The sequence below is a fragment of the Maritimibacter sp. UBA3975 genome (genome assembly GCF_002384975.1).
GTDB lineage: Bacteria > Pseudomonadota > Alphaproteobacteria > Rhodobacterales > Rhodobacteraceae > Maritimibacter.
Genome location: NZ_DGCP01000009.1, coordinates 376,766 through 400,063, shown reverse-complemented (window position 1 = coordinate 400,063; position 23,298 = coordinate 376,766). Strand labels below are relative to the sequence as shown.

The following is a 23,298-nucleotide window of genomic DNA, read 5'->3' as shown; positions in this document are numbered from 1 at the left end:
ATATGGCCACCATCGTTCTTTCCGCAATCGGCGCCGGTCTTGGCGCATCCGTCGGCGGCTCGGTCCTGGGCCTGTCGTCCGTCGTCATCGGGCGGGCCGTGGGCGCGGTCGCCGGGCGCACCATCGACAACCGGCTCATGGGCGCGGGGTCCGAACCGGTCGAGACCGGCAAGGTCGACCGGTTGCGCATCACGGGGGTGTCCGAGGGCGCGCCGGTCGGGCAGATCTATGGCCGTTTCCGCACCGGCGGGCAGGTCATCTGGTCCGGAAAGGTGCGTGAGAACCGCACGATCACTGAGGGCGAGGCGCAGGGGTCAGGCAAGGGGTTCATGGCGCCGAAGGGCCCGACCGTGACCGAGTATTCCTATTCGGTCTCGCTGGCTATCGCGCTTTGCGAAGGCGAGATCACCCATGTCGGGCGCATCTGGGCGGATGGAAAAGAGGTCAAGCCCAAGCACCTCACGCTTCGCGTCTACCCCGGCAGCGAAGACCAGGCGCCCGACCCTGCGTTGGAGGCGGCGATCGGTGCGGGCAAGACGCCTGCCTTTCGCGGCACGGCCTATGTGGTGATCGAGAACCTCGACATCACGCAGTATGGCAACCGCATCCCGGTCTTCAATTTCGAGGTGTTCCGGCCCGAACAGCCGGACGAGGCCCCGGACCTTGCGCGTGGCACCAAGGCGGTAGCGATGATCCCCGGCTGCGGCGAATATGCGCTCGCGACCGAGGTTGTGCATTTCGGGGGTGGGCCGGGGCGGCGCAAGCCCGCCAACAAGCACACGCCTTTGGGTAAACCGGATTTCGAGGCATCGCTTTCGATGCTTGAAGGCGAACTGCCCAACTGCGAGTCCGTCTCGCTTGTCGTGTCATGGTTCGGGACCGATCTGCGCGCGAACCATTGCGAGCTGCACCCGCGCGTCGACCAGAAGGATGAGGATGGAGTGAAAATGCCTTGGCGCGTTTCCGGCCTCGACCGGGAGAACGCGACGCGGGTGTCCTATGACGGCGGGCGAGCGGTCTATAGCGGCACGCCCACGGACCTGTCGGTGTTTCAGGCGATCACGCGAATGAAGGAGCGCGGGAAGGCCGTGACCTTCTACCCCTTCATCCTGATGGAGCAGATGGGGGGCAACGGCCTCACCGACCCGTGGACGGGTGCGGGCGACCAGCCGAACTTGCCATGGCGCGGGCGGATCACCGCGTCCCTGGCTCCGGGGCAGACGGGCTCGCCCGACGGAACGGCGGCCGCCGAGGACGACGTCGCGGCGTTCTTCGGCAACGCCCAGCCGCACCATTTCATCCCGGTCGATGGCACGGTGAACTACATCGGCCCCTATGAATGGTCCTATCGCCGGATGATCCTGCATTATGCCACGATCTGCGCCCAGGCGGGCGGGGTCGAGGCATTCCTGATCGGCTCGGAATTGCGGGGGCTGACGCAGATCCGGGCGGCGAACAACACCTTTCCCGTGGTCGAACAGTTGCAGGCCCTCGCAAACGATGTGCGCCTGATCCTCGGCCCGGATGTGAAGATCAGCTATGCCGCCGACTGGTCGGAATACTTCGGCTACCACCCGCAGGATGGGTCAGGCGACGTGTTCTTCCATCTTGATCCTCTCTGGTCCGATCCGAACATCGACTTCATCGGGATCGACAACTACATGCCCGTCGCGGACTGGCGGGAAGGCGAGGACCATGCGGATGCCCATTGGGGGTCGATCTACAACCTCGACTACCTCAAGGCGAACGTCATGGGAGGAGAGGGGTACGACTGGTATTACCACGCTCCGGAAGCGCGCGAGGTGCAGTTGCGTACCCCGATCACGGACGGCGCACATGGGGAGCCGTGGGTGTTTCGCTACAAGGACATCAGGTCCTGGTGGGAAAACGAACACCACGAACGGATCGGGGGCGTGCGCCAAGCGCAACCGACCGACTGGGAGGCGGGCTCCAAGCCGATCTGGTTCACGGAGTATGGCTGCGCGGCCATCGACAAGGGGGCCAACCAGCCCAACAAGTTCCTTGACCCGAAGAGCTCGGAAAGCTCGTTGCCGCGCTATTCCAACGGCCATCGCGATGATGTAATGCAAATGCAGTACCTGCGTGCCGTGCGCGAGTTCTGGGAGGAGCCGGCCAACAACCCGACCCACCCGATCACCAGGGTGCGCATGATCGACATGGATCGCGCCCATGTCTGGGCGTGGGACGCGCGGCCGTTCCCGTGGTTTCCGAAACGGCGCGGTGCCTGGGGTGATTGGGAGAACTATGACAAGGGCCATTGGCTGAACGGGCGCGCCTCCAACCGCTCGCTCGCCTCGGTGGTGGCGGAGATTTGCGAGCGCTCCGGCGTCACGCGCTATGACACGTCGCGACTCTACGGTCTCGTGCGGGGCTACATGGTAGACCAGGTCACGGATGCGCGCGCGGCGCTGCAACCGCTTATGCTGGCCTACGGGTTCGAGGCGGCGGAGCGCGGTGGCCAGCTTGAATTCTTCACCCGCAAAGGCACGCCGGACGGCACGCTCGACCCCGCGCGGTTCGTCGCGACGGGCGAGATCGACGGAGATCTCGAGTTTTCCCGCGCGCCGGAGGCCGAGATGATCGGGCGTGTGCGGCTCAACCACACCGAGGCGGAGTCTGCATATGACATTCGCGCGACAGAGGCTGTTTTCCCTGATGAGGACACGCATGCGGTGTCGTCCTCGGACCTCCCCATGATCCTGACCGAACCGGAAGCGCGGGCAATCACTGAACGCTGGCTGGCCGAGGCGCGTGTGGCGCGCGACCGGGCGCGGTTCGCGCTCGCACCTTCGGACCTCAGCTGGCGCGCGGGCGACGTCGTGGAGCTGGAGACGGAGGAGGGCACCGGGCATTACCGCATAGACCATGTCGAACAGGCGGGCGTTCAGATGGTGCAGGCGGTGCGCGTGGAGCCGGGCGTTCTCAAACCCGCGGACGGGGTGGCGAGCGAGATCGAGCTGGCGGAGTTCACGCCCGCCGTTCCGGTCTATCCGATCTTTCTGGACCTGCCGGTGCTTGCGGGGGATGTCCCGGCGCACCTGCCGCGCCTCGCCGTGACCTCGGACCCCTGGCCCGGGCCGGTGGCGGTGTATTCGTCGGCTTCTGAGAACGGCTACTCCCTGAATCAGGTGATCCGCGCGCCGGCTCGGATTGGCGTAACAGAGAGCGTTTTGCGCTGGGCGCGGCCCGGTCTCATCGACAATGGACCGGCACTGCGGGTGCGGTTGCCGCAGGGAACGGTGTCTTCGGCCGGGGTGGACGGAATCCTCAACGGGTCGAACCTGGCCGCCATCGGTTTCGGCGACCCGGACGGGTGGGAAGTGTTCCAGTTCGCCCACGCGGAACTGGTTGAGCAGGACGTCTACGAGCTTTCGGGCCGGCTGCGCGGGCAGGGGGGAAGCGACTGGGCCATGCCCGCCGAATGGCCTGTGGGGGCGACGGTGGTCTTCCTCGATGGGTCTGTGACGCCGCTTTCCCTGCCTCTGTCGGCGCGGGGGTTGGAACGTCACTACCGGATCGGCCCGGCATCGGAGCCCATCGACGACGATACCTATGAACAGGCGGCGGTCACGACCTATGGCGTCGGGCTGCGGCCCTATGTGCCGGCCCACCTCACGGTGCGGGCGGCGGGCGGTGATTATTCGGTCGACTGGGTGCGCCGAACACGCGTTGACGGAGATAGCTGGGAAGGTGTCGATGTGCCGTTGGGCGAAGACGTAGAAAGCTACGTCGTCCGCGTCATCGACGGCGGCACTGTGAAACGTGAGGTTGACGTGGGCAGTGCAGGTTGGACCTACACGGGGGCCATGCAGGTAGCGGACGGCGTAAGCGCGCCCTTCGAGGTGGCGGTCGCGCAGGTGTCGCAGAGCTTCGGACCGGGGCCGTTCTCACGCACAACCGTCGAGTGACGCCCCTGAAGTTCAGGCTTCATCACCCGCGCGCGCAGGAGATGCAGGTGGGCACCGCCGGGTCGAGGTCGAGACGGGCCTCGGCGATCTCCTCGCCGCATTCTGCGCAATAGCCGTATTCGTCCTCGTCCATCCGCTCGAACGCGGCCTGAATGCGCCGGCGCTGGGCGGCGCGCCGGGCCGCCGTCGCCTTTGCCATCGCCTGACCCTGCAACGCATCCATCCGGCTCAGCCGTCCCACGGACTGCTGGTCGAGCGTGACCGTGCGTTGGGCCTCCTCGCCCAACTGGTCGTCGCTTTCCAACTCCGCGAGCAAGGCTTCGAGCATCGCGCGGTAGCGGGCCTGCGTCGCCTCATCCATTCGCGTGAACCCTCCCATCACCTCTTTGCGTTTGGAAATTCGAGCCTATCTGCGGTATGACACGCCAGCAACAGTGACGGAGGCCCGCATGGCCGAGACCAAAGCCAAACCCCGTGCGATCGACCCGGTCTGGGACCGGATCACCTCGGAAGCGCATGAAGCGGTGGCCAAGGAGCCGCTCATGGGCGGGCTCGTTCATGCCTGTATCCTGCATCACAAGTCGCTCGAACGCGCCTTGAGCTACCGGATTGCGGCCAAGCTGAGCTCCAACGAGATGTCGATGATGGTCCTGCGCGAAGTGGCAAACGAGGCCTATGACGACGATCACTCGCTGGTCGAGGCCGCACGCGCCGACCTGAATGCGGTGATTGAACGCGACCCGGCCACGCACCGGATGCTTCAGCCGATCCTCTACTACAAGGGGTTTCAGGGGATGCAGGCGCATCGCCTTGCGCACTGGCTGTGGGAGAAGGGGCGCACGGACCTCGCCTATTTCCTGCAAATGCGCTGCTCCGAAGTCTACGGCATCGACATTCACCCGGCGGCGCGCATGGGACGGGGCATCATGATCGACCATGCCCATTCCATCGTAATCGGCGAGACGGCGGTGGTCGGCAACAACGTCTCCATGCTTCACTCGGTGACCCTCGGCGGCACCGGGAAGGAAGAGGAGGACCGCCATCCCAAGATCGCGGATGACGTGTTGATCGGCGCGGGGGCCAAGGTTCTGGGCAATATCAGCGTGGGCTGCTGCTCGCGCATCGCGGCGGGCTCGGTCGTGCTGACGGACGTGCCGCCGAACACGACAATGGCAGGTGTCCCCGCCAAGGTGGTCGGCGAGGCGGGCTGCGACCATCCGTCGGTGTCGATGAACCAGATGTTCGGCACCCGCATCGACGACTGATCGCGGCGGCGGTATGAAACGAAGCGGCTTCCATTGTGGGGGCCGCTTTCATTTTTCCAACATCTTGTGTCGCCCGAACGGAACTTTCCGAGTCCGTTTACCGTTTCTTAGGTAACAGCCCGACAGGATCGGGCCTGCTCATACCTGGGAGAGACCGACATGAAGACGTTTGCCCTCATCACGATCGGATGGTTCGCCGCTGGAAGCACGCTTGCCCTTCTGGTCTGACCGACCGCCCACCTAAACAAAAAGCCCGTGCGCTCGGCGTGCGGGCCTTTTGTTTTCAATACGCCTGTTCCGTGAGCATGGCGCCAGCGAGCAGATGCGGAAAGGGTCTTGGGCCGTGGCGCCCTGTTTGGCACCCCTATCCTCCAACGATCTGATCTGAATGCGTTTTTCTTGATCGCCTGCGCGGCCTACGCTTGCGTATCCTCCGACGATAACCGAGTCGCTGCGTCTCATAGGCGAAACCTCGCGCACTTGTGACCTGCATCAATGACACGGGGCAACAATTCGATAAAAGTGTCCCTATCCAAAAGCAGGGGACAGAAAACATGCTTCGTATGTGGATCGCCACAGTACTCGGTTTTGCGGCTCTTTACGCGGTTGCTATCGCAGCCTGACGGAGAACAAACCAAAAAAGAAGAAATGGAGCGCTGGGATGGCAGTCCCGCGCTCCTTTCTTTTTTGGGGCTCCGTGCGCGATCAGTCGTGGCCTGAGTCCCGCATCACCCGCCCGAAATGCCATGACAGGACCAGCGCCATCACGAGGCCGCCGAGCGCGACTGCGATCAGATGCGCCGTGCCGGTCCCGTCGAACCCTGCGACCGGACAGAGGAGCGCCCAGGCGGCGATGCCGTTCGCCGCGCCCCAGAGCACGTTGACCGCCGGGCGCGACATGCCGACGCCGGGCGGCTTGGCGAAGGGCGAAGGGAAAGCGCGGCCCTGAATGCCCGCAATGAAATGCGGCAGCATGTTCACAAAGAACATGGCGCCGAAGAATTCTGCGATGAGCGTGCCCATGGTTCACCTCCTGCGGATCAGGGTGGCTGGACCGCGGCTGTGGATCAAGCGATGAAAAAGGCCGCGCGGTCGCCCGCACGGCCCTGTTCAGACATGATGGCGGGCGCTCAGGCCAGCATCATCATCGGGTTTTCGAGGTTCTGGACGATCTGCTCAAGCAACTGCGCCCCGAGCGCCCCGTCGATGACCCGGTGATCGACCGACAGCGTGACGGACATGATCGTGGCCACCTCCACCGCGCCTTCGTCGTTGACCACCGGCTTCTTCACGCCCGCGCCGACGGCGAGGATGCCGCCATGCGGCGGGTTGATGACCGCGTCGAAGTTGTCGATGCCGAACATGCCGAGGTTCGAGACCGCGAAGCTGCCGCCCTGATACTCATGCGGCGCGAGCTTGCGGTCGCGGGCGCGTGCGGCGAGGTCTTTCATCTCGGCAGACAGCGCCGACAGCGACTTCATGTCCGCGTCCTTGAGCACCGGGGTGAACAGCCCGCCCTCGATTGCCACGGCCACGGCAACGTCGGACGGTTTCAGCTTCAGCACCCGGTCGCCCGCCCAGACGGCATTGGCATCCGGGATCGCCTGAAGCGCCAGCGCCGAGGCCTTGATGATGAAGTCGTTGACCGACAGCTTCACGCCGCGCCCTTCGAGCTGCTTGTTGAGCTGCGAACGGAACTTGAGCAGCGCGTCGAGCCGGATGTCGCGGCGCAAGTAGAAGTGCGGGATCGTCTGCTTGGCTTCGGTCAGCCGCGCGGCGATCGTCTTGCGCATCCCGTCGAGCTTGACCTCTTCGAACTCGCGCCCTTCGTACATCTTGAGCACGGTCTCGGCGCCCATGCCGGTGGGCATGGAGCCGCCACCGCCTGCTGCCGGTGCGGCCGCAGGTTTCGCCTCGTCCTTGGCCGGAGCGGCAGAGGGCTTGGCGTCCAGCACGTCGGCCTTGACGATCCGGCCCTTGGGACCGGTGCCCTTGATCTGGGAGAGGTCGAGTCCCTTGTCCTTGGCGATCCGGCGCGCGAGCGGCGAGGCGAAGATGCGCTCTCCTTTGCCGTCGGTAGGGGCCGGGATCGGGCCGGTGGATTGCGGGGCAGGGGTCTCGGCCTTGCCCGGGTCGGGCGTTGCCGTATTGGGGCTCGCTTGTGCTTCGGTCGGGGCCTTTTCATCGGCGCTTCCGCCAGAGCTGTCGCCGATGTCGTCGGCGCTCTCACCCTCTTCGAGCAGCACGGCGATGGGCGTGTTCACCTTCACGCCTTCGGTGCCGCCTTCGATCAAGATCTTGCCGATCACGCCTTCGTCGACGGCTTCGAATTCCATCGTCGCCTTGTCGGTCTCGATCTCGGCCAGCAGGTCACCGGAGGAGACTTCGTCACCCTCCTTGACCAGCCACTTGGCGAGCGTGCCTTCCTCCATCGTGGGAGACAGCGCGGGCATCAGGATTTCCGTGGGCATACTGCGCGCTCCTTACTTGTAGGTGACGGTTTTCACCGCCTCGATCACCTCGTCGGTCGTGACGAGGGCGTGTTTTTCGAGGTTGGCGGCATAAGGCATCGGAACATCTTTGCCCGTGCAGTTGATGACCGGCGCGTCGAGATAGTCGAACGCCTGCTGCATCAGGACCGAGGAGATGTAGCTCCCGATCGACGGGGTGGGCCAGCCTTCCTCGACGGTCACGCAGCGGTTGGTCTTCTTGACGCTCTCGATGACGGTCTTGGTGTCCATCGGGCGCAGCGTGCGCAGGTCGATGACCTCGGCGGAAATTCCGTCCTTGCCGAGCAGTTCGGCCGCCTCAAGCGCGTATTTCATGCCAATGCCGAAAGACACGATGGTCACGTCGTCGCCCTTTTGCCAGATGCGGGCCTTGCCGAAGGGAATCGCATAGTCGTCAAGTTCCGGCACCTCGAAGGACTGGCCGTAAAGCAGCTCGTTCTCGAGGAAGACAACGGGCGTGTCGCCCTTGATCGCGGTCTTGAGAAGGCCCTTCGCGTCAGCCGCCGAATAGGGCATTGCGACGTGCAGCCCGGGGATCTGCGCGTACCACGCGGCATAGTCCTGCGAGTGTTGCGCGGCCACGCGGGCGGCGGCACCGTTGGGGCCACGGAACACGACCGGCACGCTCATTTGACCGCCGGACATGTAGCGCGTCTTGGCGGCGGTGTTGAGGATGTGGTCGATGGCCTGCATCGCGAAGTTGAAGGTCATGAACTCGACGATGGGCCGGAGCGTTCCCATGGCAGCCCCGGTCGCGAGACCGGCAAAACCATGCTCGGTGATCGGGGTGTCGATCACGCGCTTGGCCCCGAATTCGTCGAGCAGCCCTTGGGTCACCTTGTAGGCGCCTTCGTATTCAGCGACTTCCTCGCCCATTACGAAGACCGCCTCGTCCGAGCGCATCTCCTCGGCCATCGCGTCGCGCAGCGCTTCGCGGACCGTCTGGGACTTGAAGGTCGTGCCTTCGGGCACCTCGGGGTCCTCGACGGGCTCCGGCTCGGGAACCGAAGCGGCGGGCTGGGTCGACATCGGCTTGGCCGTGTCGGTGTCGTCGAGGCTGGCACCGCTGTCGGCCGCCGGAGCTTCACTCGCGGGAGCCGCCTTCGCGCCACTGTCGATGTCGGAGGCGCTCTCGCCCTCTTCCAGCAGGACCGCGATGGGCGTGTTCACCTTGACGCCCTCGGTGCCGGCGTCGATCAGGATCTTGCCGATGGTGCCTTCGTCGACGGCCTCGAACTCCATCGTCGCCTTGTCGGTTTCGATTTCCGCGAGAATGTCGCCGGAGGAGACTTCGTCCCCCTCCTTCACGAGCCATTTCGCCAGCGTGCCCTCTTCCATCGTCGGGCTGAGCGCGGGCATGAGAATTTCCGTGGTCATGTCTGTCTGTCCTCCCGGGGGCTTACGCGTAAATGTCGGTCCAGAGCTCGTCGAGCGACGGCTCCGGGCTTTCGCGCGCAAATTCCGCGGCTTCGTTCACGATCTGCTTGATTTCCTTGTCGACCGCCTTGAGGTCGTCTTCGCTCGCATGCTTGCCCTGAAGCAGCAGGTCGCGGACGTTCTCGATAGGGTCTTTCTCGTCGCGCATCTTCTGCACTTCCTCGCGGGTCCGGTATTTCGCCGGGTCCGACATGGAGTGACCGCGGTAGCGGTAGGTCTTCATCTCGAGGATGTAGGGGCCCTTGCCGGCGCGGCAGTGGGCGATGGCCTTTTCGCCGGCGGCTTTCACGGCGAGCACGTCCATCCCGTCGACTTCCTCGCCCTCGATCCCGTAGGCCGCGCCGCGTTCCCAAAGGGACGGCGACTTGGTGGAGCGTTTCACGGCGGTGCCCATGGCGTACTGGTTGTTCTCGATCACGAAGACAACTGGCAGGTCCCAGAGCTCGGCCATGTTGTAGGTCTCGGCGACCTGGCCCTGGTTGGCCGCGCCGTCCCCAAAGTAGGTGAAGGTCACGCGGTCGTTGCCGAGGTACTTGTCCGCGAAGGCGAGGCCCGCGCCGATCGGCACCTGTGCGCCGACGATGCCGTGCCCACCGTAGAAATGCTTCTCGGTGGAGAACATGTGCATCGAGCCGCCCTTGCCCTTGGAGTAGCCGCCCTCGCGGCCCGTAAGCTCGGCCATGACGCCCTTGGGGTCCATGCCGCAGGCGAGCATATGGCCGTGGTCACGGTAGGAGGTCACGCGCTTGTCGCCCTCGTCCGCGGCGGCCTCGAGGCCTACGACCACGGCTTCCTGACCGATGTAGAGATGGCAGAACCCGCCGATCAATCCCATGCCGTACAGTTGGCCGGCCTTTTCCTCGAATCGCCGGATGAGCAGCATCTCGCGGTAGTACTCGAGCAGTTCTTCCTTGGATGTGTTTGATTTCTTGGCGCTTTTGGCGGTCGCCATGAGGCCTCTCCTCCGCGGTTCCAAATATAGTTTAGTGTTAAACTATCTAATAAACCAAAACGGGCCTCGATGCGAGCCTCGATTTGACGCACCGTCACACACGCTATCCGGCCCGGTATGGCGCGACCAGATTGTGCGGCTTTGCCGCGCTTGGCAAGCACGTCGGCACCGAGGTGCCGCCGTGCGATGAAGGGGGCCAGCCCCCTTGCGGCCGTTTCGGGGAAACGGCCTTTACCCCCGAAGTATTTGAGGAACGAAGAAGCGGATCAGCGCAGAACCACCTCGTCCGCGCGCACGAGGCCCAACACGTCGCGGGCCTGCTGGTCGAGGAGATCGAGGTCGAGGTAGTCGTCGGAAATGCGCCGGGTCTTGTTCTGAAGTGCCGCAATCTCGGCTGCGAGCCGGTCACGTTCCTTGGTCAGCGCCTGTGCTTCGGCGTCGATGCGAACGCGGTGAAACAGGCCGTAGTCCCCCTGAACGGAGGCGAAGGTGAAATAGGTGCCGGCCGAGATGAGCCCCAGAAGATAGAGCACACCGCCAAATCCGGTTTGTCTGCGTAGACCGCGCACGGGGTTCGCCCCTCGAATGAATGTCTGCCTCAGTGCGCCTCTGGCGGGCGCTATCCTCATGTATGCCACAGGTGATTCGCTCTGTGAATCCCCAATGATTCGATCCGGCGGAATTTGGCGGATGCCGTGACGGGACGGCTTTTCGTGGTGTGGCGCGGCGCGTTAGGCTCCTCGCAGGAGGACATGCCATGACTGTTGCCCCGCGCACATCTCTCGCCACACACGAGGTCGAGAACCAGCCGGGCCCGCCCGAGGCCCGGGATCTGTGGACGAGTGACGGCGCGCTGCGCGATCACCTGCGCGCTGCTGGCGGGCGCGAAGACCCTGCGGCTGCCGCGGGTGCGGTGTTCGGGTCCGCATCGCTCAGGGCTGCCGGAGAGGCCGCGCGGGCGTATCCGCCCGAACTGAGGCTTTTCGACCGGGCCGGTCGGCGGCTCGACGAAGTGGTCTTTCACCCCGGATATCATGAGGTCATGCAGGCGGGCATGGCGGCGGGCTATGCCAATGTCGCCTGGGACGGCGCGCCGGGTGGCCACGCGACCCATGCCGCGCTGGTCTATATGCTGAGTCAGGTCGAGCCGGGGATCTGCTGTCCGCTCACCATGACCTATGCCGCCGTGCCTGCACTTTCGGCTGATCCCGCATTGCAGGCGGTTTGGGCGCCTAAGCTTACCGGTGGCGCCTACGACCCTGCGATCGCGCCGGTGGGCGCGAAGCGCTCGGCCACGATGGGCATGGCGATGACCGAGAAGCAGGGCGGCTCGGACGTGCGCGCGAACACGACACGCGCCGAACCGGACGGGGACATGTGGCGACTGACGGGCCACAAATGGTTCTGCTCTGCGCCCATGTCTGACGGATTTCTGACGCTCGCCTATACGGACGCGGGGCTCACCTGTTTCCTCGTCCCACGCTGGACCGAAGACGGGCGGAACCCGATCCAGATCCAGCGGCTCAAGGACAAGCTGGGCAACAAGGCGAATGCGTCCTCCGAGATCGAGTATCACGGGGCGCTTGCGCATAAGCTGGGAGAGGACGGGCGCGGGGTCGCCACGATCATCGAGATGGTGCATCACACGCGGCTCGACACGGCGATGGCGCCCGCGGGCCTGATGCGCGCGGCGTTGGTGGAGGCCAAGCACTGGGTCGAGGGGCGGCGCACGTTCCAGAAGCGGCTCATCGACCAGCCGTTGATGCGGTCCGTCATGGCGGACCTCGCGTTGGAATGGGAAGGGGCGCTGGCGCTGGGGATGCGCGCCGCGCGGGCGTTTGACGGTGACGCGGCGGAGGACCGGGCCTTCGCGCGCATCAGCGTGGCGCTGGCCAAGTTCCTCTCGAACAAGCGCTGCGGGCCGGTGATCCTCGAGGCGATGGAGTGCCTCGGTGGTATGGGTTACGTCGAAGAGACGCCGATGCCGATGCTTTATCGCGAGGCGCCGCTCAATTCGATCTGGGAAGGGTCGGGCAATGTGATCTGCCTGGATATCCTGAGAACGCTGGCGCGGGAGCCTCTGGCGGCCGAAACGCTGCGGGCCGAGTTGGAGGCCGCGACCGGGGCGGACCGACGTTACGATGCTGCGCTCAAGGCCCATGTCGAACGCTGGCCCGGTTTGCCGGAGGAGGGCGAGGCACGGTGGTTCGCCGAACGTCTGGCCGTGCTGCTTGCCGCCTCGGTCCTGATCCGGGGTGGCAACGCGGCGGTGGCGGACGGCTGGGTCGCCACACGGGTCGAGGGCGCGCGTGGCATGGTGCCCGGCGCGGTGGCCGGGCTTGATACCGAAGCGTTGATCGCGCGGATCTGAGCGGCGCGCGCCCCTCAGCTCAGGTGATCGAAGCCGCGTAGATCGAGTCGATGGCGCCCGCGATGGCCGCGTTGAACTCCGCATCCGACTGTTTGGCGGAAAGCCCTTCGGTCAATGCGCGCGAGAAGCTGGCGATCATGCCCTCGTTCTTGGCGAGTTTCTCGTTCGCCTCGTCACGTTCATAGCCGCCTGACAGGGCCACCACGCGGATCACGCGCGGATGCGCGATGAGCGGCGCATAGAGATTGGCGAGCGTGGGCAGGGTCAGCTTGAGCATGATGTCCTGGCCCTCTGCCAGCGTGTCGAGCTGATGGACGATCTCATTGAGGAGCATGTCCTCGGCCTCGGCCTTGTCGTCGATGGAAATCGTGACCTCCGGCTCCAAGATCGGGACGAGGCCCTTGGCGAGGATCTGTTTGCCCACCTCGAACTGCTGCTCAACGATGGCCTTGATGCCGCCGGGGTTCGCCGCCGAGACGACCGAGCGCATCTTGGTGCCGAATATGCCCTTCTCGTTCGCGCGGTCGAGCAGCGCGTCCAGATCGGGCAGTGGTTTCATGAGCTGAACGCCGTTTTCCTCGGCCTTGAGCCCCTTGTCCACTTTCAGGAACGGAACGACGCCGCGCTCTTCCCACAGGTATTGCGCAGCAGGCTTCCCGTCGATCTCGCGCTCCATGGTCTTTTCGAACAGGATCGCACCGACTACTTTCTCGCCTGAAAAGGCCGGGGCCTGTGCGATGCGCGAGCGCATCTGGTGGATGAGGTCGAACATCTCGTCCTCGGACGCATATTCATCCTCTTCGATTCCATAAAGGCGCAGTGCCTTGGGGGTCGATCCGCCGGACTGGTCGAGCGCGGCGATGAAGCCCTTGCCGCTTTTCATCTGGGCGAGTTGGTCTGCATTGGCCATTGCGTATCCCCTGTCGGTCGGTGTGTCTGGCCACTTGGTAAGTGGTCGCGCGCGCAGGTGCAATTCTGGTCGCGCTAACGCACAGGGGAATAGCGCTCAGTTCCGGCGGCCCCAGAAAAAGCCGTTCATGCGGGAGAGCAGACCGCGCGGGGTGAGCCGGGCCGAAAAGGCGATGATCTTGGGCATGAGGCCCGGGGTCACGCTGCGTTTGCCGGACTTGAGCGCGCGCCAGCCTGCGGCGGCCACGGTGTCGGCGGTCGGCATCGGCATGACGGTTGTGAGCCAGGTCTTGTCCAGCCCGGCCGCGTCGAAGAACCCGGTGCGGGTGGGGCCGGGGCAGAGCGCGGTGACGGTGATACCGTCGCGCTTGCACTCGTAATGGACAGCGTCCGACAGGGACAGGACGTACGCTTTGCTGGCGTGATAGATCGCCATCGAGGGCGCGGGCATCACGGCAGCGAGCGAAGCGACGTTGAGCACCTGTCCCCGCACGCCGCGCTCGCGGAAGTCGAACAGCGCGCGCTGGAGAAGTTCGGTATGGGCCACCACGTTGAGCGCGACAGAGCCGCGCTCGCGCGCGTTGCCTGCCGTAGCGAACCGCCCGTGGACGCCTATGCCTGCGTTATTGACGAGGAGGTCGATGTCGCGTCCGTCGCTGGCCTGGTCCCACAACGTATCCGCCGCACCGGGTTGCGAAAGATCGGCAGTGACGACAACGACGTCGGTGGACAGCTCCGCAGCGAGCGCGTCCAGTTCTTCCGTCCGGCGGGCCGAGATCACGAGGTTCCAGCCGTCAGCCGCCGCAAGCCTTGCGAATTCCCGGCCCAGCCCGGAGGAGGCCCCGGTGATCAGCGCCCAGCCTTTGGTCATGTGTCCAGAGCAGCGACGCCCGGAAGCGTCTTGCCCTCCATCCATTCGAGGAATGCCCCGCCGGCGCTGGAGATATAGGTGAAGTCATCGGCGACGCCCGCCTTGTTCAGGGCGGACACCGTATCCCCGCCGCCCGCGACCGAGGTGAGGTGGCCTTCGCGTGTGAGTTCAGCAGCCTTGCGTGCAGTGGCATTGGTGGCCGCGTCGAAGGGCTCGATCTCGAACGCACCAAGGGGTCCGTTCCAGATCAGCGTGGCGGCATCGGCGAAGGCGGCATTGATGCGTTCTACCGTGTCCGGCCCCGCGTCGAGGATCATCGCGTCGGCGGGGCAGGCGTCGGCGGCAACCGTTTCGCTCGCGGCCCCCGCCTTGAACTCCCGCGCCACGACCACGTCGGACGGCAGGATGATGGTGCAGCCGGTTTCCTTCGCCTTGGTGGCGATTTCTGAGGCGGTATCGGTCATCTCGTGCTCGCAGAGCGACTTGCCCACGTCGATGCCTTGAGCGGCGAGGAAGGTGTTGGCCATGCCGCCCCCGATGACGAGCGTGTCGACCTTTTCGATGAGATTGCTCAGAAGCTCCAGCTTGGTCGAAACCTTGGCCCCGCCCACAACGGCCACCACCGGGCGCATCGGGTTCGACAGCGCCGCGTCCAGTGCCTTGAGCTCAGCCTCCATGAGCCGCCCGGCGCAATTGTCCAGCACCCGCGCAACCCCTTCGGTGGAGGCATGGGCCCGGTGCGAGGCGGAGAAGGCGTCGTTGACGTAGACTTCGCCCAGGGCGGCGAGGGCTGCCGCAAACTGCGCGTCGTTTTCGGTCTCTTCCGTGTGGAAACGGGTGTTCTCCAACAAAAGGACTTCGCCCGCTTCGAGCTTGGACACCGCGACCTTGGCCGGTCCGCCGATGCACTTTTCGGCGAATTTGACGGGCACACCGAAGGCTTTTTCCAGCGCCGGGACCAGGGGCTTCAGCGACATCTCGGGGACCACCTTGCCCTTGGGACGACCGAAGTGGGCCAGGAGCACGGGCTTGCCGCCTTTCTCGAGAATGTCGCGCACCGTAGGGACGATCCGCTCGATCCGCGTCGCGTCGGTCACGTTGCCGTCGTCATCTATTGGCACGTTGATATCCACGCGCACCAGCACGGTCTTGCCGTCCAGATCCAGATCGTCCAGCGTTTTCCAGCTCATCGGGCTCTCCTTGTTCTTGACCACCACAAACACGCTCGTTTGCAGGATTTCAATGGCGTTCTGCCGCAGGCCGACCACGGATATCGGCCCTTGCGGCGGGTCGGGGCGGAGCCTAGTTTCCCGCCTGAACAGTCAAGGAGGGCCCGATGGCCGAGATCAAGGATCCCGAAAACACCATTCTGATTGAGCTCAAGGACGGCACAGTGACCGTCGAGCTTCTGCCCGACGTCGCACCCAAGCACGTCGAACGGATGAAGGAACTGGCGCGCGCCGGAAAATACGATGGGGTGGTGTTCCACCGGGTCATCGAGGGCTTCATGGCCCAGACCGGCGACGTGGAGCACGGCAAGGTGGACGATGGCGGCAACCTGCGCCGGGCCGGAACCGGCGGGTCCGATCTGCCGGACCTGCCCGCCGAATTCTCCAAGGTGCCCCATGCACGCGGCACCCTCGGCGCGGCGCGGGCGCAGAACCCGAACTCCGCCAACTCGCAGTTCTTCATCAACTTCAAGGACAACGACTTCCTGAACGGTCAGTACACGGTCTTTGGCCAGGTCATCGAAGGCATGGAACACGTCGACGCGATCACGCGTGGCGAGCCGCCGGCGAACCCGGACAAGATGATCTCGGTCAAGGTCGCGGCGGATGCGTAGACCGACGATCATCGCCTGGCTCCTGTTTCTCGCAGGGGTCGGGCTGGTCGCCTGGTACTATTTCGCGACCGTTCCTGGCTCAACCCCGCAGGTTGTGAACGACGCGCCGGGCGAAGCGGGCGGGCCGCAGATCGAGATCACAGTTACCGGCGAGGCGAATGGCAAGATCCTGATCGAGCTATACGACAACCTCGCGCCGCAACATGCCGACCGTATCACCCGACTGGCGGAAGAGGGCGCCTATGACGGGGTGGTCTTTCACCGCGTGATCGACGGCTTCATGGCCCAGACCGGCGACGTAGCCTTCGGCCTCGAAGGTGGAGACATGCGGCAGGCGGGCCTCGGCGGGTCAGATTATCCTGACCTTCCAGCCGAGTTCTCGGAAGAGCCCTTCGTGCGCGGCACGGTCGGCATGGCCCGTTCCCAGGACCCTGACAGCGGCAATTCCCAGTTCTTCATCATGTTCGACGAGGCGTCGTTCCTCGATGGAGACTACACCGTGGTCGGTCGGGTGATCGAGGGGATGGATGTCGTGCTCGACATCAAGCGGGGCGAAGGGCCCAACGGTGCCATCATCGGTCAGCCGGACGTGATGACGAATGTCGAGGTAGTGAAAGAATGATCGGGCGGCCCGGACACCGGGCCGTCACGCCCCCGCGAGCATGAGTATGAAGGCGGCGAAGATCAGCCCCTCGAACAGAGGCACGCGAAAGCGTTTGGCGGCAGCAAACATGACATCTCCCGAGTTATTCGGGACTATCTCTAACCTGTCGGTGTAAACAAAGGGTTTCGGGGCATTTCAGTTAATTTGGCCCTGAATTACCCTCAAATAATCATAAAAATCCCCCGTTCCTCCTGAATTGTGTCCGAAACCGCCACAAAGGACGGATCGATGCAGTTGGAAGATGTAGTATTCTACGGACTTGGCGCGGCCTTCGTGGCCGGCGTGTCAGGATTCGTCGATTTCTCGAGCCTATTCGGCAGCAAGGACGCCGAAGACGAACCCCCTGACGCGGAAGCGACCCGCGCAAACCCCGACGAGGCGCCGAACCCGCGCACCGGGGAATACCAGTCCACTTTGGCCTATATCCTGCAGGATGAGCAGGACAGCCTTCTGGCCTTGCGGAGTGCCGAACAGGACACGCGCGAAGCCGAGCCTGAACCGGAGATTGCCGCCGACCCTGTGGTGGCGGGCTTCGAGGACGGCAACATCTTTGGCGAAGTGTCGGCGACGGAAGAGGACGCGCTCTACGAAGAGGCTGAGAGCGGCACGGTTATCGAGGCCTACGACCTGAGCGACCCCGACGCGGCAGCCGCCCGCATCGACGGGTATGAGGCGGAAACCGAGGCGCTGGAGATCGAGTACCTTCCGGAATTCGACGCTGAAACCGGCGAACCGATCACGCCCGTCGTTTCGGTCGGCTATGACGCCGAGGCCGACCTCACGACCATCGCACTGGACGGCGAGGCCATTGCAGAGCTTCCGGGCGATGCGGGCCTTCGGGCCGAGGACATCACGCTGCGCCCGATGGCCTGACGCAACTGTGAGTGACAGGGCCGGCGGCGGGTGCCATTCTCACCCTATGCTGCGCCTCATCTGCCTCCTGATCCTTCTGCCGGGTTTCGTCCTGGCCGATCCGTCGTTCTGGAAGAACGAGTTCCCCAAGACAGATTTCTCTCAGCGCACCATCGATAGCTGGGGTGAGATCCTGTCCGGTGGTCCGCCGCGGGACGGGATCCCGGCGCTGATGGACCCCGATATGGTGCCGGTCGCCGATGCCGACCTGCCGGGGCGTGAGCCGGTGATGACCCTGGAACTCGACGGGGAAACGCCACGCGCATATCCGCTCCGCTACATGATCTGGCATGAGATCGTGAATGATCGGGTGGGCGACGTGCCGGTGGCCGTTACCTTTTGCCCGCTGTGCAACTCTGCGCTGACATTCGACCGGCGCCATGACGGTCAGGTCCTGACATTCGGCGTGACCGGCAAGCTGCGCGCCTCGGACATGGTGATGTATGACCGCGAAACCGAAAGCTGGTGGCAGCAGGCGATGGGCGAGGGGATCGTGGGTGAGTATGCTGGCGACAGTCTGACGACGCTGCCCTCGTGGATGGAGGCGTGGCAGGTGTTCGCCGAGCGCAATCCGGACGGGCTGGTGATGGCCGAACCGGACTATCCGCGCAACTACGGCATGAACCCCTACGCGGGCTACGACAGCCGCGAGCGGCCCTATCCTTTTTTCACCGGCGAAACGCCGCCCCACGACATTCCAGCGCTCGCGCGGGTCGTCCGGGTGGGCGAGCGGGCCTGGCCGATGGAACGTCTGTCAGACGGGGCCGAGATCACCGAGGCGGGCGTCACGCTGACATGGGAGCATGAGCAGGCGAGCGCGCTCGGCGGCTCGGTCATTGGCGAGGCGGCATCGGTCGGCGCGATCCGGGTGCGGGACGGCGACGGCAACGACCTCCCCCACGACGTGATGTTCGCGTTCGCCTTCCACGCCTTCTATCCGGACGGCGAATGGATGCTGAGCGCTCGGGATTGAGTCGGTCTTTGGTTCATACGAAAAAGCCCCGGGGCGAGACCCCGGGGCTTTTCTAATTCCGTCAGTGGCTTGTCAGCTCTTGGCGAGGTTGCGCAGAACGTAGTGCAGCACGCCGCCGTTCTTGACGTAGTCGATCTCAACCGCCGTATCGATCCGGCATTTGAGGGTGACGTCCTTCGTGGTGCCGTCTGCGTAGGTGATCTGTGCGGTCACGTCCTGAAGCGGCTTCACGTCTGCGAGGCCCTTGATCGTCACGCTTTCTTCGCCGGTAAGGCCCAGCGTCTTGCGCGTGTCGCCGCCCGTGAACTCGAACGGGATGACGCCCATGCCGACGAGGTTGGAACGGTGGATCCGCTCGAAGCTCTCGGCGATGACCGCCTTCACGCCCAGAAGGTTCGTGCCCTTCGCTGCCCAATCGCGCGAAGAGCCTGCGCCATACTGTTCGCCCCCGAAGATGACGAGCGGCTTGCCCGCCTCCTGGTAGGCCATCGAGGCGTCGTAGATCGAGGTCTGATCGCCATCAGGCCCTTTGGTGTAGCCGCCTTCGACGCCTTCCAGCATCTCGTTCTTGATGCGGATGTTGGCGAAGGTGCCGCGCATCATGACCTCGTGGTTGCCGCGGCGCGAGCCATAGCTGTTGAAGTCACGCGGTGCGACCTGCCGCTCGGTCAGGTACTTGCCGGCCGGGGTCTCCGGCTTGAAGCTGCCGGCCGGGCTGATGTGGTCAGTGGTGATCATGTCGCCGAGGATCGCGAGGATACCGGCATCTTCGATGTCGCTGATCGTGCCCGCATCCTTGGACATGCCCTGGAAGTAGGGCGGGTTCTGGATGTAGGTCGACTGCGGCGGCCAATCGTAGGTTTCGCCGCCCGACACATCCACGGCCTGCCACTTCTCGTCGCCCTTGAACACGTCCGCGTATTTCGACTGGAACGCGTCGCGAGTGACGACACGTTCGACGAGATCGGCGATTTCCTTGTCCGTCGGCCAGATGTCCTTGAGATAGACGTCCTTGCCATCCGGCGTCTGCGCGATCGGGTCGTTGGCCATATCGATATTCATGTCGCCCGAAAGCGCATAGGCCACGACCAGCGGCGGGGAGGCGAGGTAGTTGGCCCGCACGTCCGGTGAGATCCGTCCCTCGAAGTTCCGGTTGCCCGAAAGCACCGACACCGCAATCAGGTCGTTGTCGTTAACGGCCTTGGAAATCTCCGGCTGAAGTGGGCCGGAGTTGCCGATGCAGGTGGTGCAGCCGTAGCCCACGAGGTCGAAGCCGATGGCGTCGAGATCTTCCTGAAGGCCCGCGCCTTCGAGATACTCGGTCACGACCTGGGAGCCGGGGGCGAGCGACGTCTTGACCCAGGGCTTACGGTTCAGGCCCAGCTCGCGTGCCTTGCGCGCCACGAGGCCCGCACCGATCATGACGTAGGGGTTCGAGGTGTTGGTGCAGGAGGTGATCGAAGCAATCACGACGCTTCCGTCGCGAATCTCGTAATCCTCACCGTCAACCTTGGCCGATTTCGCGGTGGCCGACGGCTTGGTCGCGACCGGGCCTTCTGCGGCCATGTCCTGTGCATCATCCGAGATGTCGACGCCGCGGAAATCCGCAATCACCGTGTCGAATGCCTGTGCGGCAGCGTCGAGGGCCACATAGTCCTGCGGGCGCTTGGGGCCGGAAATGGCCGGAACGATGGTGGTCATGTCGAGCTCGAGCGTCGAGGTGTAGACCGGATCATAATCCGCGTCGCGCCAGAAGCCGTTTTCCTTGGCATAGGCTTCGACCAGCGCGATGCGGTCCTTGTCGCGGCCGGTCTGTTCCATGTAGCGCAGGGTTTCGGCGTCGATCGGGAAGAAGCCGCAGGTGGCGCCGTATTCCGGGGCCATGTTGGCGATGGTCGCGCGCTGTGCCAGCGGCAGGTTGTCGAGGCCCTCGCCGTAGAATTCGACGAATTTGCCGACCACGCCGTGTTCGCGCAGCATCTCGACGACCTTGAGCACGAGGTCAGTGCCGGTCGTCCCTTCCATCATCTTGCCGGTGAGCTTGAAACCCACGACTTCGGGGATCAGCATCGAGATCGGCTGGCCGAGCATCGCGGCTTCGGCCTCGATCCCGCCGACGCCCCAGCCAAGCACCGCAGCGCCGTTGACCATGGTGGTGTGGGAGTCGGTGCCGACGAGCGTATCGGGATAGGCCACTTCGGTCCCGTCCTGATCGGTGTCGGTCCAGACGGTCTGGGCAAGGTATTCCAGGTTCACCTGGTGGCAGATGCCGGTTCCCGGCGGGACCACGCGGAAGTTCTCGAACGCGGTCTGGCCCCACTTGAGGAACTGGTAGCGTTCCATGTTGCGCTCGTACTCGCGGTCCACGTTCATCTGGAACGCGCGCGGGTTGCCGAACTCGTCGATCATGACCGAGTGGTCGATGACGAGGTCGACGGGAACGAGCGGGTTGATCTTCTTGGCATCGCCACCCAGCGCCTTGATGCCGTCACGCATGGCGGCGAGGTCGACCACGGCGGGAACGCCGGTGAAGTCCTGCATCAGCACGCGGGCCGGGCGATAGGCGATTTCGCGGGGGTTCTTACCGCCCTTGTCGGCCCATTCGGAGAACGCCTTGATATCGTCGACCGACACTGTGTGACCGCCGTCTTCGAAGCGCAGCATGTTCTCCAGCACCACCTTCAGCGAGGCGGGGAGTTTGGAGAAGGTGCCGAGACCGGCCTCTTCCGCGGCCGGGATCGAGTAATACGCGATGGAGGCGCTACCGGAAGAAAGCGTCTTGCGGGTGTTGGAGGTATCCTTGCCGACGACGATGGGCATGTCTGGCTCCTTTGCTGGACGAATGGGTCGGTTGCGCTCGGTTTGCAACGGATCGCAGTCCGGTGCAAGGGTGGAGCAGTCACATTTGTATACTATTGCACACATTTCTGCAAAGCCCCCGGCTATGGCCTCACGGCCACGGCTGTGCGACCCTCTCAAAACCTTGATTGGCGGGTGAAGGGGGGGTCGTCTAAGACCTTCGATACGGATGGACGGAGACCGACTTATGAAATCTTGGATCGGAGCAGGGCTCGTGTCGGCCGCGACGCTTGCGGGCGGCGTGGCGCTGGCGGAAGAAAAGCCCCTCGTTCTGATCGAGCTTTTCACGTCGCAGGGGTGCAACTCCTGTCCGCCCGCAGATGCTCTTCTGGCCGAGCTGTCCGACCGCGACGACGTGCTGCCACTCGCGCTCCATGTGGATTACTGGGACTATATCGGCTGGAAGGACAAGTTCGCCCGGCCCGAGCATACGGCACGGCAGAAGGCCTATGCCCATGTCGCCGGCGCGTCCACGATCTACACGCCGCAGATGGTCGTCGGTGGAACGGATCACGTCGTCGGCTACAAACCGATGCGCGTCGCCGACTACATGAAAGCGCACGAGGCGGGGCTTTCCGATGTTGTGGTCGAGGCCGAGATCGTCGACGGCGTCCTGCGCATCACCTGCTTGCCCAAAGGTGGCATGGCGTTGCCTGCCGCGATCAACGTAGACATCGTCCGCTTCAAGCCCGAGGAAACCGTCTCGATCAAGCACGGTGAGAACGCGGGCGAAACGATCTCCTACACCAATATCGTGACGGGGTGGGAGCGCATCGCGGAATGGGACGGCAAGGACACGCTGGAAATCGACACCGAGATCGCAGGCGACGGTCCCGTCGCGCTGATCCTTCAGGAGCCGGGGCCGGGGCACGTTCTGGCGGCCTACCGCATCGACTAGGGCGCGACCCGTTCACGGGCTTGCCGGCTTGGTTCATTGCGCGACGCAATGCACGGTATTGCTCGTTTTTCAGACCGCATCATATGACTTTCCCCTCGTCCTCCGGCACTCTGACGGCGGATTTGTAGGTTTTGAGGGGAGGACCCAGACATGACTGGACCTGACGATCGTATTCTCTATGGCACTGGAAGCCCGAATGTCCGCAAGGTGGCGCTGCTGCTCGAAGAGCTCGGGCTCGACTACGCCATGAAACATGTGGCGGTCTTCAGCGGCGAACAGTTCGAGCCTGCATTCCTTGAGATGAATCCGATTGCCAAGGTGCCGGTCCTGACCGATCCGGCGGCCGAAGAGCCCTTGTTCGAATCCAACGCGATCCTGATCTATCTGGCCGAAACATATGGACCCGCCTTCCTGCCTGAAGCAGGTGCTGCCCGGCGCGATGTGATGCGCTGGCTCATGGTCCAGACCGCGCTGGTGGGGCCGATGCTCGGGCAGTACAACCATTACCACCTCGTGGTGGAGCACGGCACGGAACCCTATTCCGCGGCGCGCTACCGTAACCAGTCGGAAACCGTCTATCGTCACCTCGACGACCGGCTTGCGAGCCGGGAATGGATCGCGGGCGATGTCTATTCCATCGCCGACATCGCGACCTGGCCTTGGACGCTTTATCTCGAGCGACACGACTTCGTGCCCGATGACTTCCCGAACCTTGCGCGCTGGCGCAGTCAGATTGCCGAGCGCCCGGCCGCCGCGCGGATGACACACAGGGTGGAAACCGAATACGACCCTCGTAACAACCGAACACGGCGGGCGTCGTCGCAGGAATCCCTCGATCGGCTGTTCAACCGCAAGACGGATGGCCCCGAGGCGGACTTTTCGCTGATCGTTCGGGCCTGAGGGCT

The 23,298-nt window shown here is 64.3% G+C and carries 19 protein-coding genes; 9 read left to right on the top strand and 10 right to left on the bottom strand.

Going from position 1 to position 23,298, the window contains the following annotated elements:
- The first annotated feature begins 2 nt into the window (after positions 1–2).
- Positions 3–3,929: a baseplate multidomain protein megatron gene (locus B2585_RS06950; RefSeq protein ID WP_292021390.1), complete on the top strand. Its 3,927-nt coding sequence runs from the start codon at positions 3–5 to the stop codon at positions 3,927–3,929.
- Between the two features lie 22 nt (positions 3,930–3,951).
- Here B2585_RS06950 and B2585_RS06945 read toward each other — a convergent pair whose 3' ends face one another.
- Complete coding sequence (locus tag B2585_RS06945; protein ID WP_292021388.1) at positions 3,952–4,290, bottom strand: TraR/DksA family transcriptional regulator; 339 nt, start codon at positions 4,288–4,290, stop codon at positions 3,952–3,954.
- Between the two features lie 88 nt (positions 4,291–4,378).
- Between B2585_RS06945 and cysE the strand changes: the two genes are divergently transcribed.
- Complete coding sequence (gene cysE, locus B2585_RS06940; RefSeq protein ID WP_292021386.1) at positions 4,379–5,194, top strand: serine O-acetyltransferase; 816 nt, start codon at positions 4,379–4,381, stop codon at positions 5,192–5,194.
- 705 nt (positions 5,195–5,899) lie between these two features.
- On the opposite strand, the gene B2585_RS06935 is transcribed toward cysE, so the two are convergent.
- From B2585_RS06935 to B2585_RS06915, 5 genes are all read right to left on the bottom strand, one after another.
- Entirely contained in the window at positions 5,900–6,217 is a 318-nt protein-coding gene (locus B2585_RS06935; RefSeq protein ID WP_292021384.1) for a hypothetical protein, read from the bottom strand.
- A 107-nt stretch (positions 6,218–6,324) separates the two neighbouring features.
- The gene (locus B2585_RS06930) at positions 6,325–7,665 is read right to left on the bottom strand and encodes a pyruvate dehydrogenase complex dihydrolipoamide acetyltransferase (protein ID WP_292021382.1); all 1,341 of its coding nucleotides are present in this window, start codon (positions 7,663–7,665) and stop codon (positions 6,325–6,327) included.
- Between the two features lie 12 nt (positions 7,666–7,677).
- Positions 7,678–9,081 carry a pyruvate dehydrogenase complex E1 component subunit beta gene (locus tag B2585_RS06925; protein WP_292021380.1) on the bottom strand — a complete coding sequence of 468 codons (1,404 nt, stop codon included), beginning with the start codon at positions 9,079–9,081 and terminating at the stop codon, positions 7,678–7,680.
- Between the two features lie 22 nt (positions 9,082–9,103).
- Positions 9,104–10,093 (bottom strand): pyruvate dehydrogenase (acetyl-transferring) E1 component subunit alpha, encoded by a 990-nt coding sequence (gene pdhA / locus B2585_RS06920; RefSeq protein WP_292021378.1) that lies wholly within the window; start codon positions 10,091–10,093, stop codon positions 9,104–9,106.
- A 266-nt stretch (positions 10,094–10,359) separates the two neighbouring features.
- The gene (locus B2585_RS06915) at positions 10,360–10,626 is read right to left on the bottom strand and encodes an FtsB family cell division protein (protein WP_292021376.1); all 267 of its coding nucleotides are present in this window, start codon (positions 10,624–10,626) and stop codon (positions 10,360–10,362) included.
- A gap of 224 nt (positions 10,627–10,850) precedes the next feature.
- On the opposite strand from B2585_RS06915, the gene B2585_RS06910 reads away from it, so the two are divergent.
- A complete protein-coding gene (locus B2585_RS06910) occupies positions 10,851–12,464 on the top strand; it encodes an acyl-CoA dehydrogenase family protein (RefSeq protein ID WP_292021374.1) in 1,614 nt (537 codons plus the stop codon).
- Between the two features lie 19 nt (positions 12,465–12,483).
- Here B2585_RS06910 and B2585_RS06905 read toward each other — a convergent pair whose 3' ends face one another.
- The 3 genes from B2585_RS06905 to B2585_RS06895 form a co-directional block, all read right to left on the bottom strand.
- The gene (locus tag B2585_RS06905; RefSeq protein WP_292021372.1) at positions 12,484–13,374 is read right to left on the bottom strand and encodes a fructose bisphosphate aldolase; all 891 of its coding nucleotides are present in this window, start codon (positions 13,372–13,374) and stop codon (positions 12,484–12,486) included.
- 96 nt (positions 13,375–13,470) lie between these two features.
- The gene (locus tag B2585_RS06900; RefSeq protein WP_292021370.1) at positions 13,471–14,244 is read right to left on the bottom strand and encodes an SDR family NAD(P)-dependent oxidoreductase; all 774 of its coding nucleotides are present in this window, start codon (positions 14,242–14,244) and stop codon (positions 13,471–13,473) included.
- The gene (locus B2585_RS06895; protein WP_292021369.1) at positions 14,241–15,434 is read right to left on the bottom strand and encodes a phosphoglycerate kinase; all 1,194 of its coding nucleotides are present in this window, start codon (positions 15,432–15,434) and stop codon (positions 14,241–14,243) included. The genes B2585_RS06900 and B2585_RS06895 overlap by 4 nt, the downstream gene beginning before the upstream one ends.
- A 146-nt stretch (positions 15,435–15,580) precedes the next feature.
- On the opposite strand from B2585_RS06895, the gene B2585_RS06890 reads away from it, so the two are divergent.
- From B2585_RS06890 to B2585_RS06875, 4 genes are all read left to right on the top strand, one after another.
- Positions 15,581–16,087, top strand: coding sequence for a peptidylprolyl isomerase (locus B2585_RS06890; protein ID WP_292021367.1), 507 nt, complete (start codon positions 15,581–15,583; stop codon positions 16,085–16,087).
- Positions 16,080–16,709, top strand: coding sequence for a peptidylprolyl isomerase (locus tag B2585_RS06885; RefSeq protein WP_292021365.1), 630 nt, complete (start codon positions 16,080–16,082; stop codon positions 16,707–16,709). The genes B2585_RS06890 and B2585_RS06885 overlap by 8 nt, the downstream gene beginning before the upstream one ends.
- Positions 16,710–16,979: 270 nt before the next feature.
- A complete protein-coding gene (locus tag B2585_RS06880) occupies positions 16,980–17,624 on the top strand; it encodes a hypothetical protein (RefSeq protein ID WP_292021363.1) in 645 nt (214 codons plus the stop codon).
- A gap of 46 nt (positions 17,625–17,670) precedes the next feature.
- The gene (locus tag B2585_RS06875; protein WP_292021360.1) at positions 17,671–18,636 is read left to right on the top strand and encodes a DUF3179 domain-containing protein; all 966 of its coding nucleotides are present in this window, start codon (positions 17,671–17,673) and stop codon (positions 18,634–18,636) included.
- A gap of 72 nt (positions 18,637–18,708) precedes the next feature.
- Here B2585_RS06875 and acnA read toward each other — a convergent pair whose 3' ends face one another.
- Positions 18,709–21,456, bottom strand: a complete 2,748-nt coding sequence (acnA, locus tag B2585_RS06870) for an aconitate hydratase AcnA (RefSeq protein ID WP_292021358.1) — start codon at positions 21,454–21,456, stop codon at positions 18,709–18,711.
- A 226-nt stretch (positions 21,457–21,682) separates the two neighbouring features.
- Here acnA and B2585_RS06865 point away from each other — a divergent pair, with 226 nt between their 5' ends.
- Positions 21,683–22,393 (top strand): DUF1223 domain-containing protein, encoded by a 711-nt coding sequence (locus tag B2585_RS06865; protein ID WP_292021357.1) that lies wholly within the window; start codon positions 21,683–21,685, stop codon positions 22,391–22,393.
- 150 nt (positions 22,394–22,543) lie between these two features.
- Positions 22,544–23,293, top strand: a complete 750-nt coding sequence (locus B2585_RS06860; RefSeq protein ID WP_292021355.1) for a glutathione S-transferase family protein — start codon at positions 22,544–22,546, stop codon at positions 23,291–23,293.
- Positions 23,294–23,298: the final 5 nt, after the last annotated feature.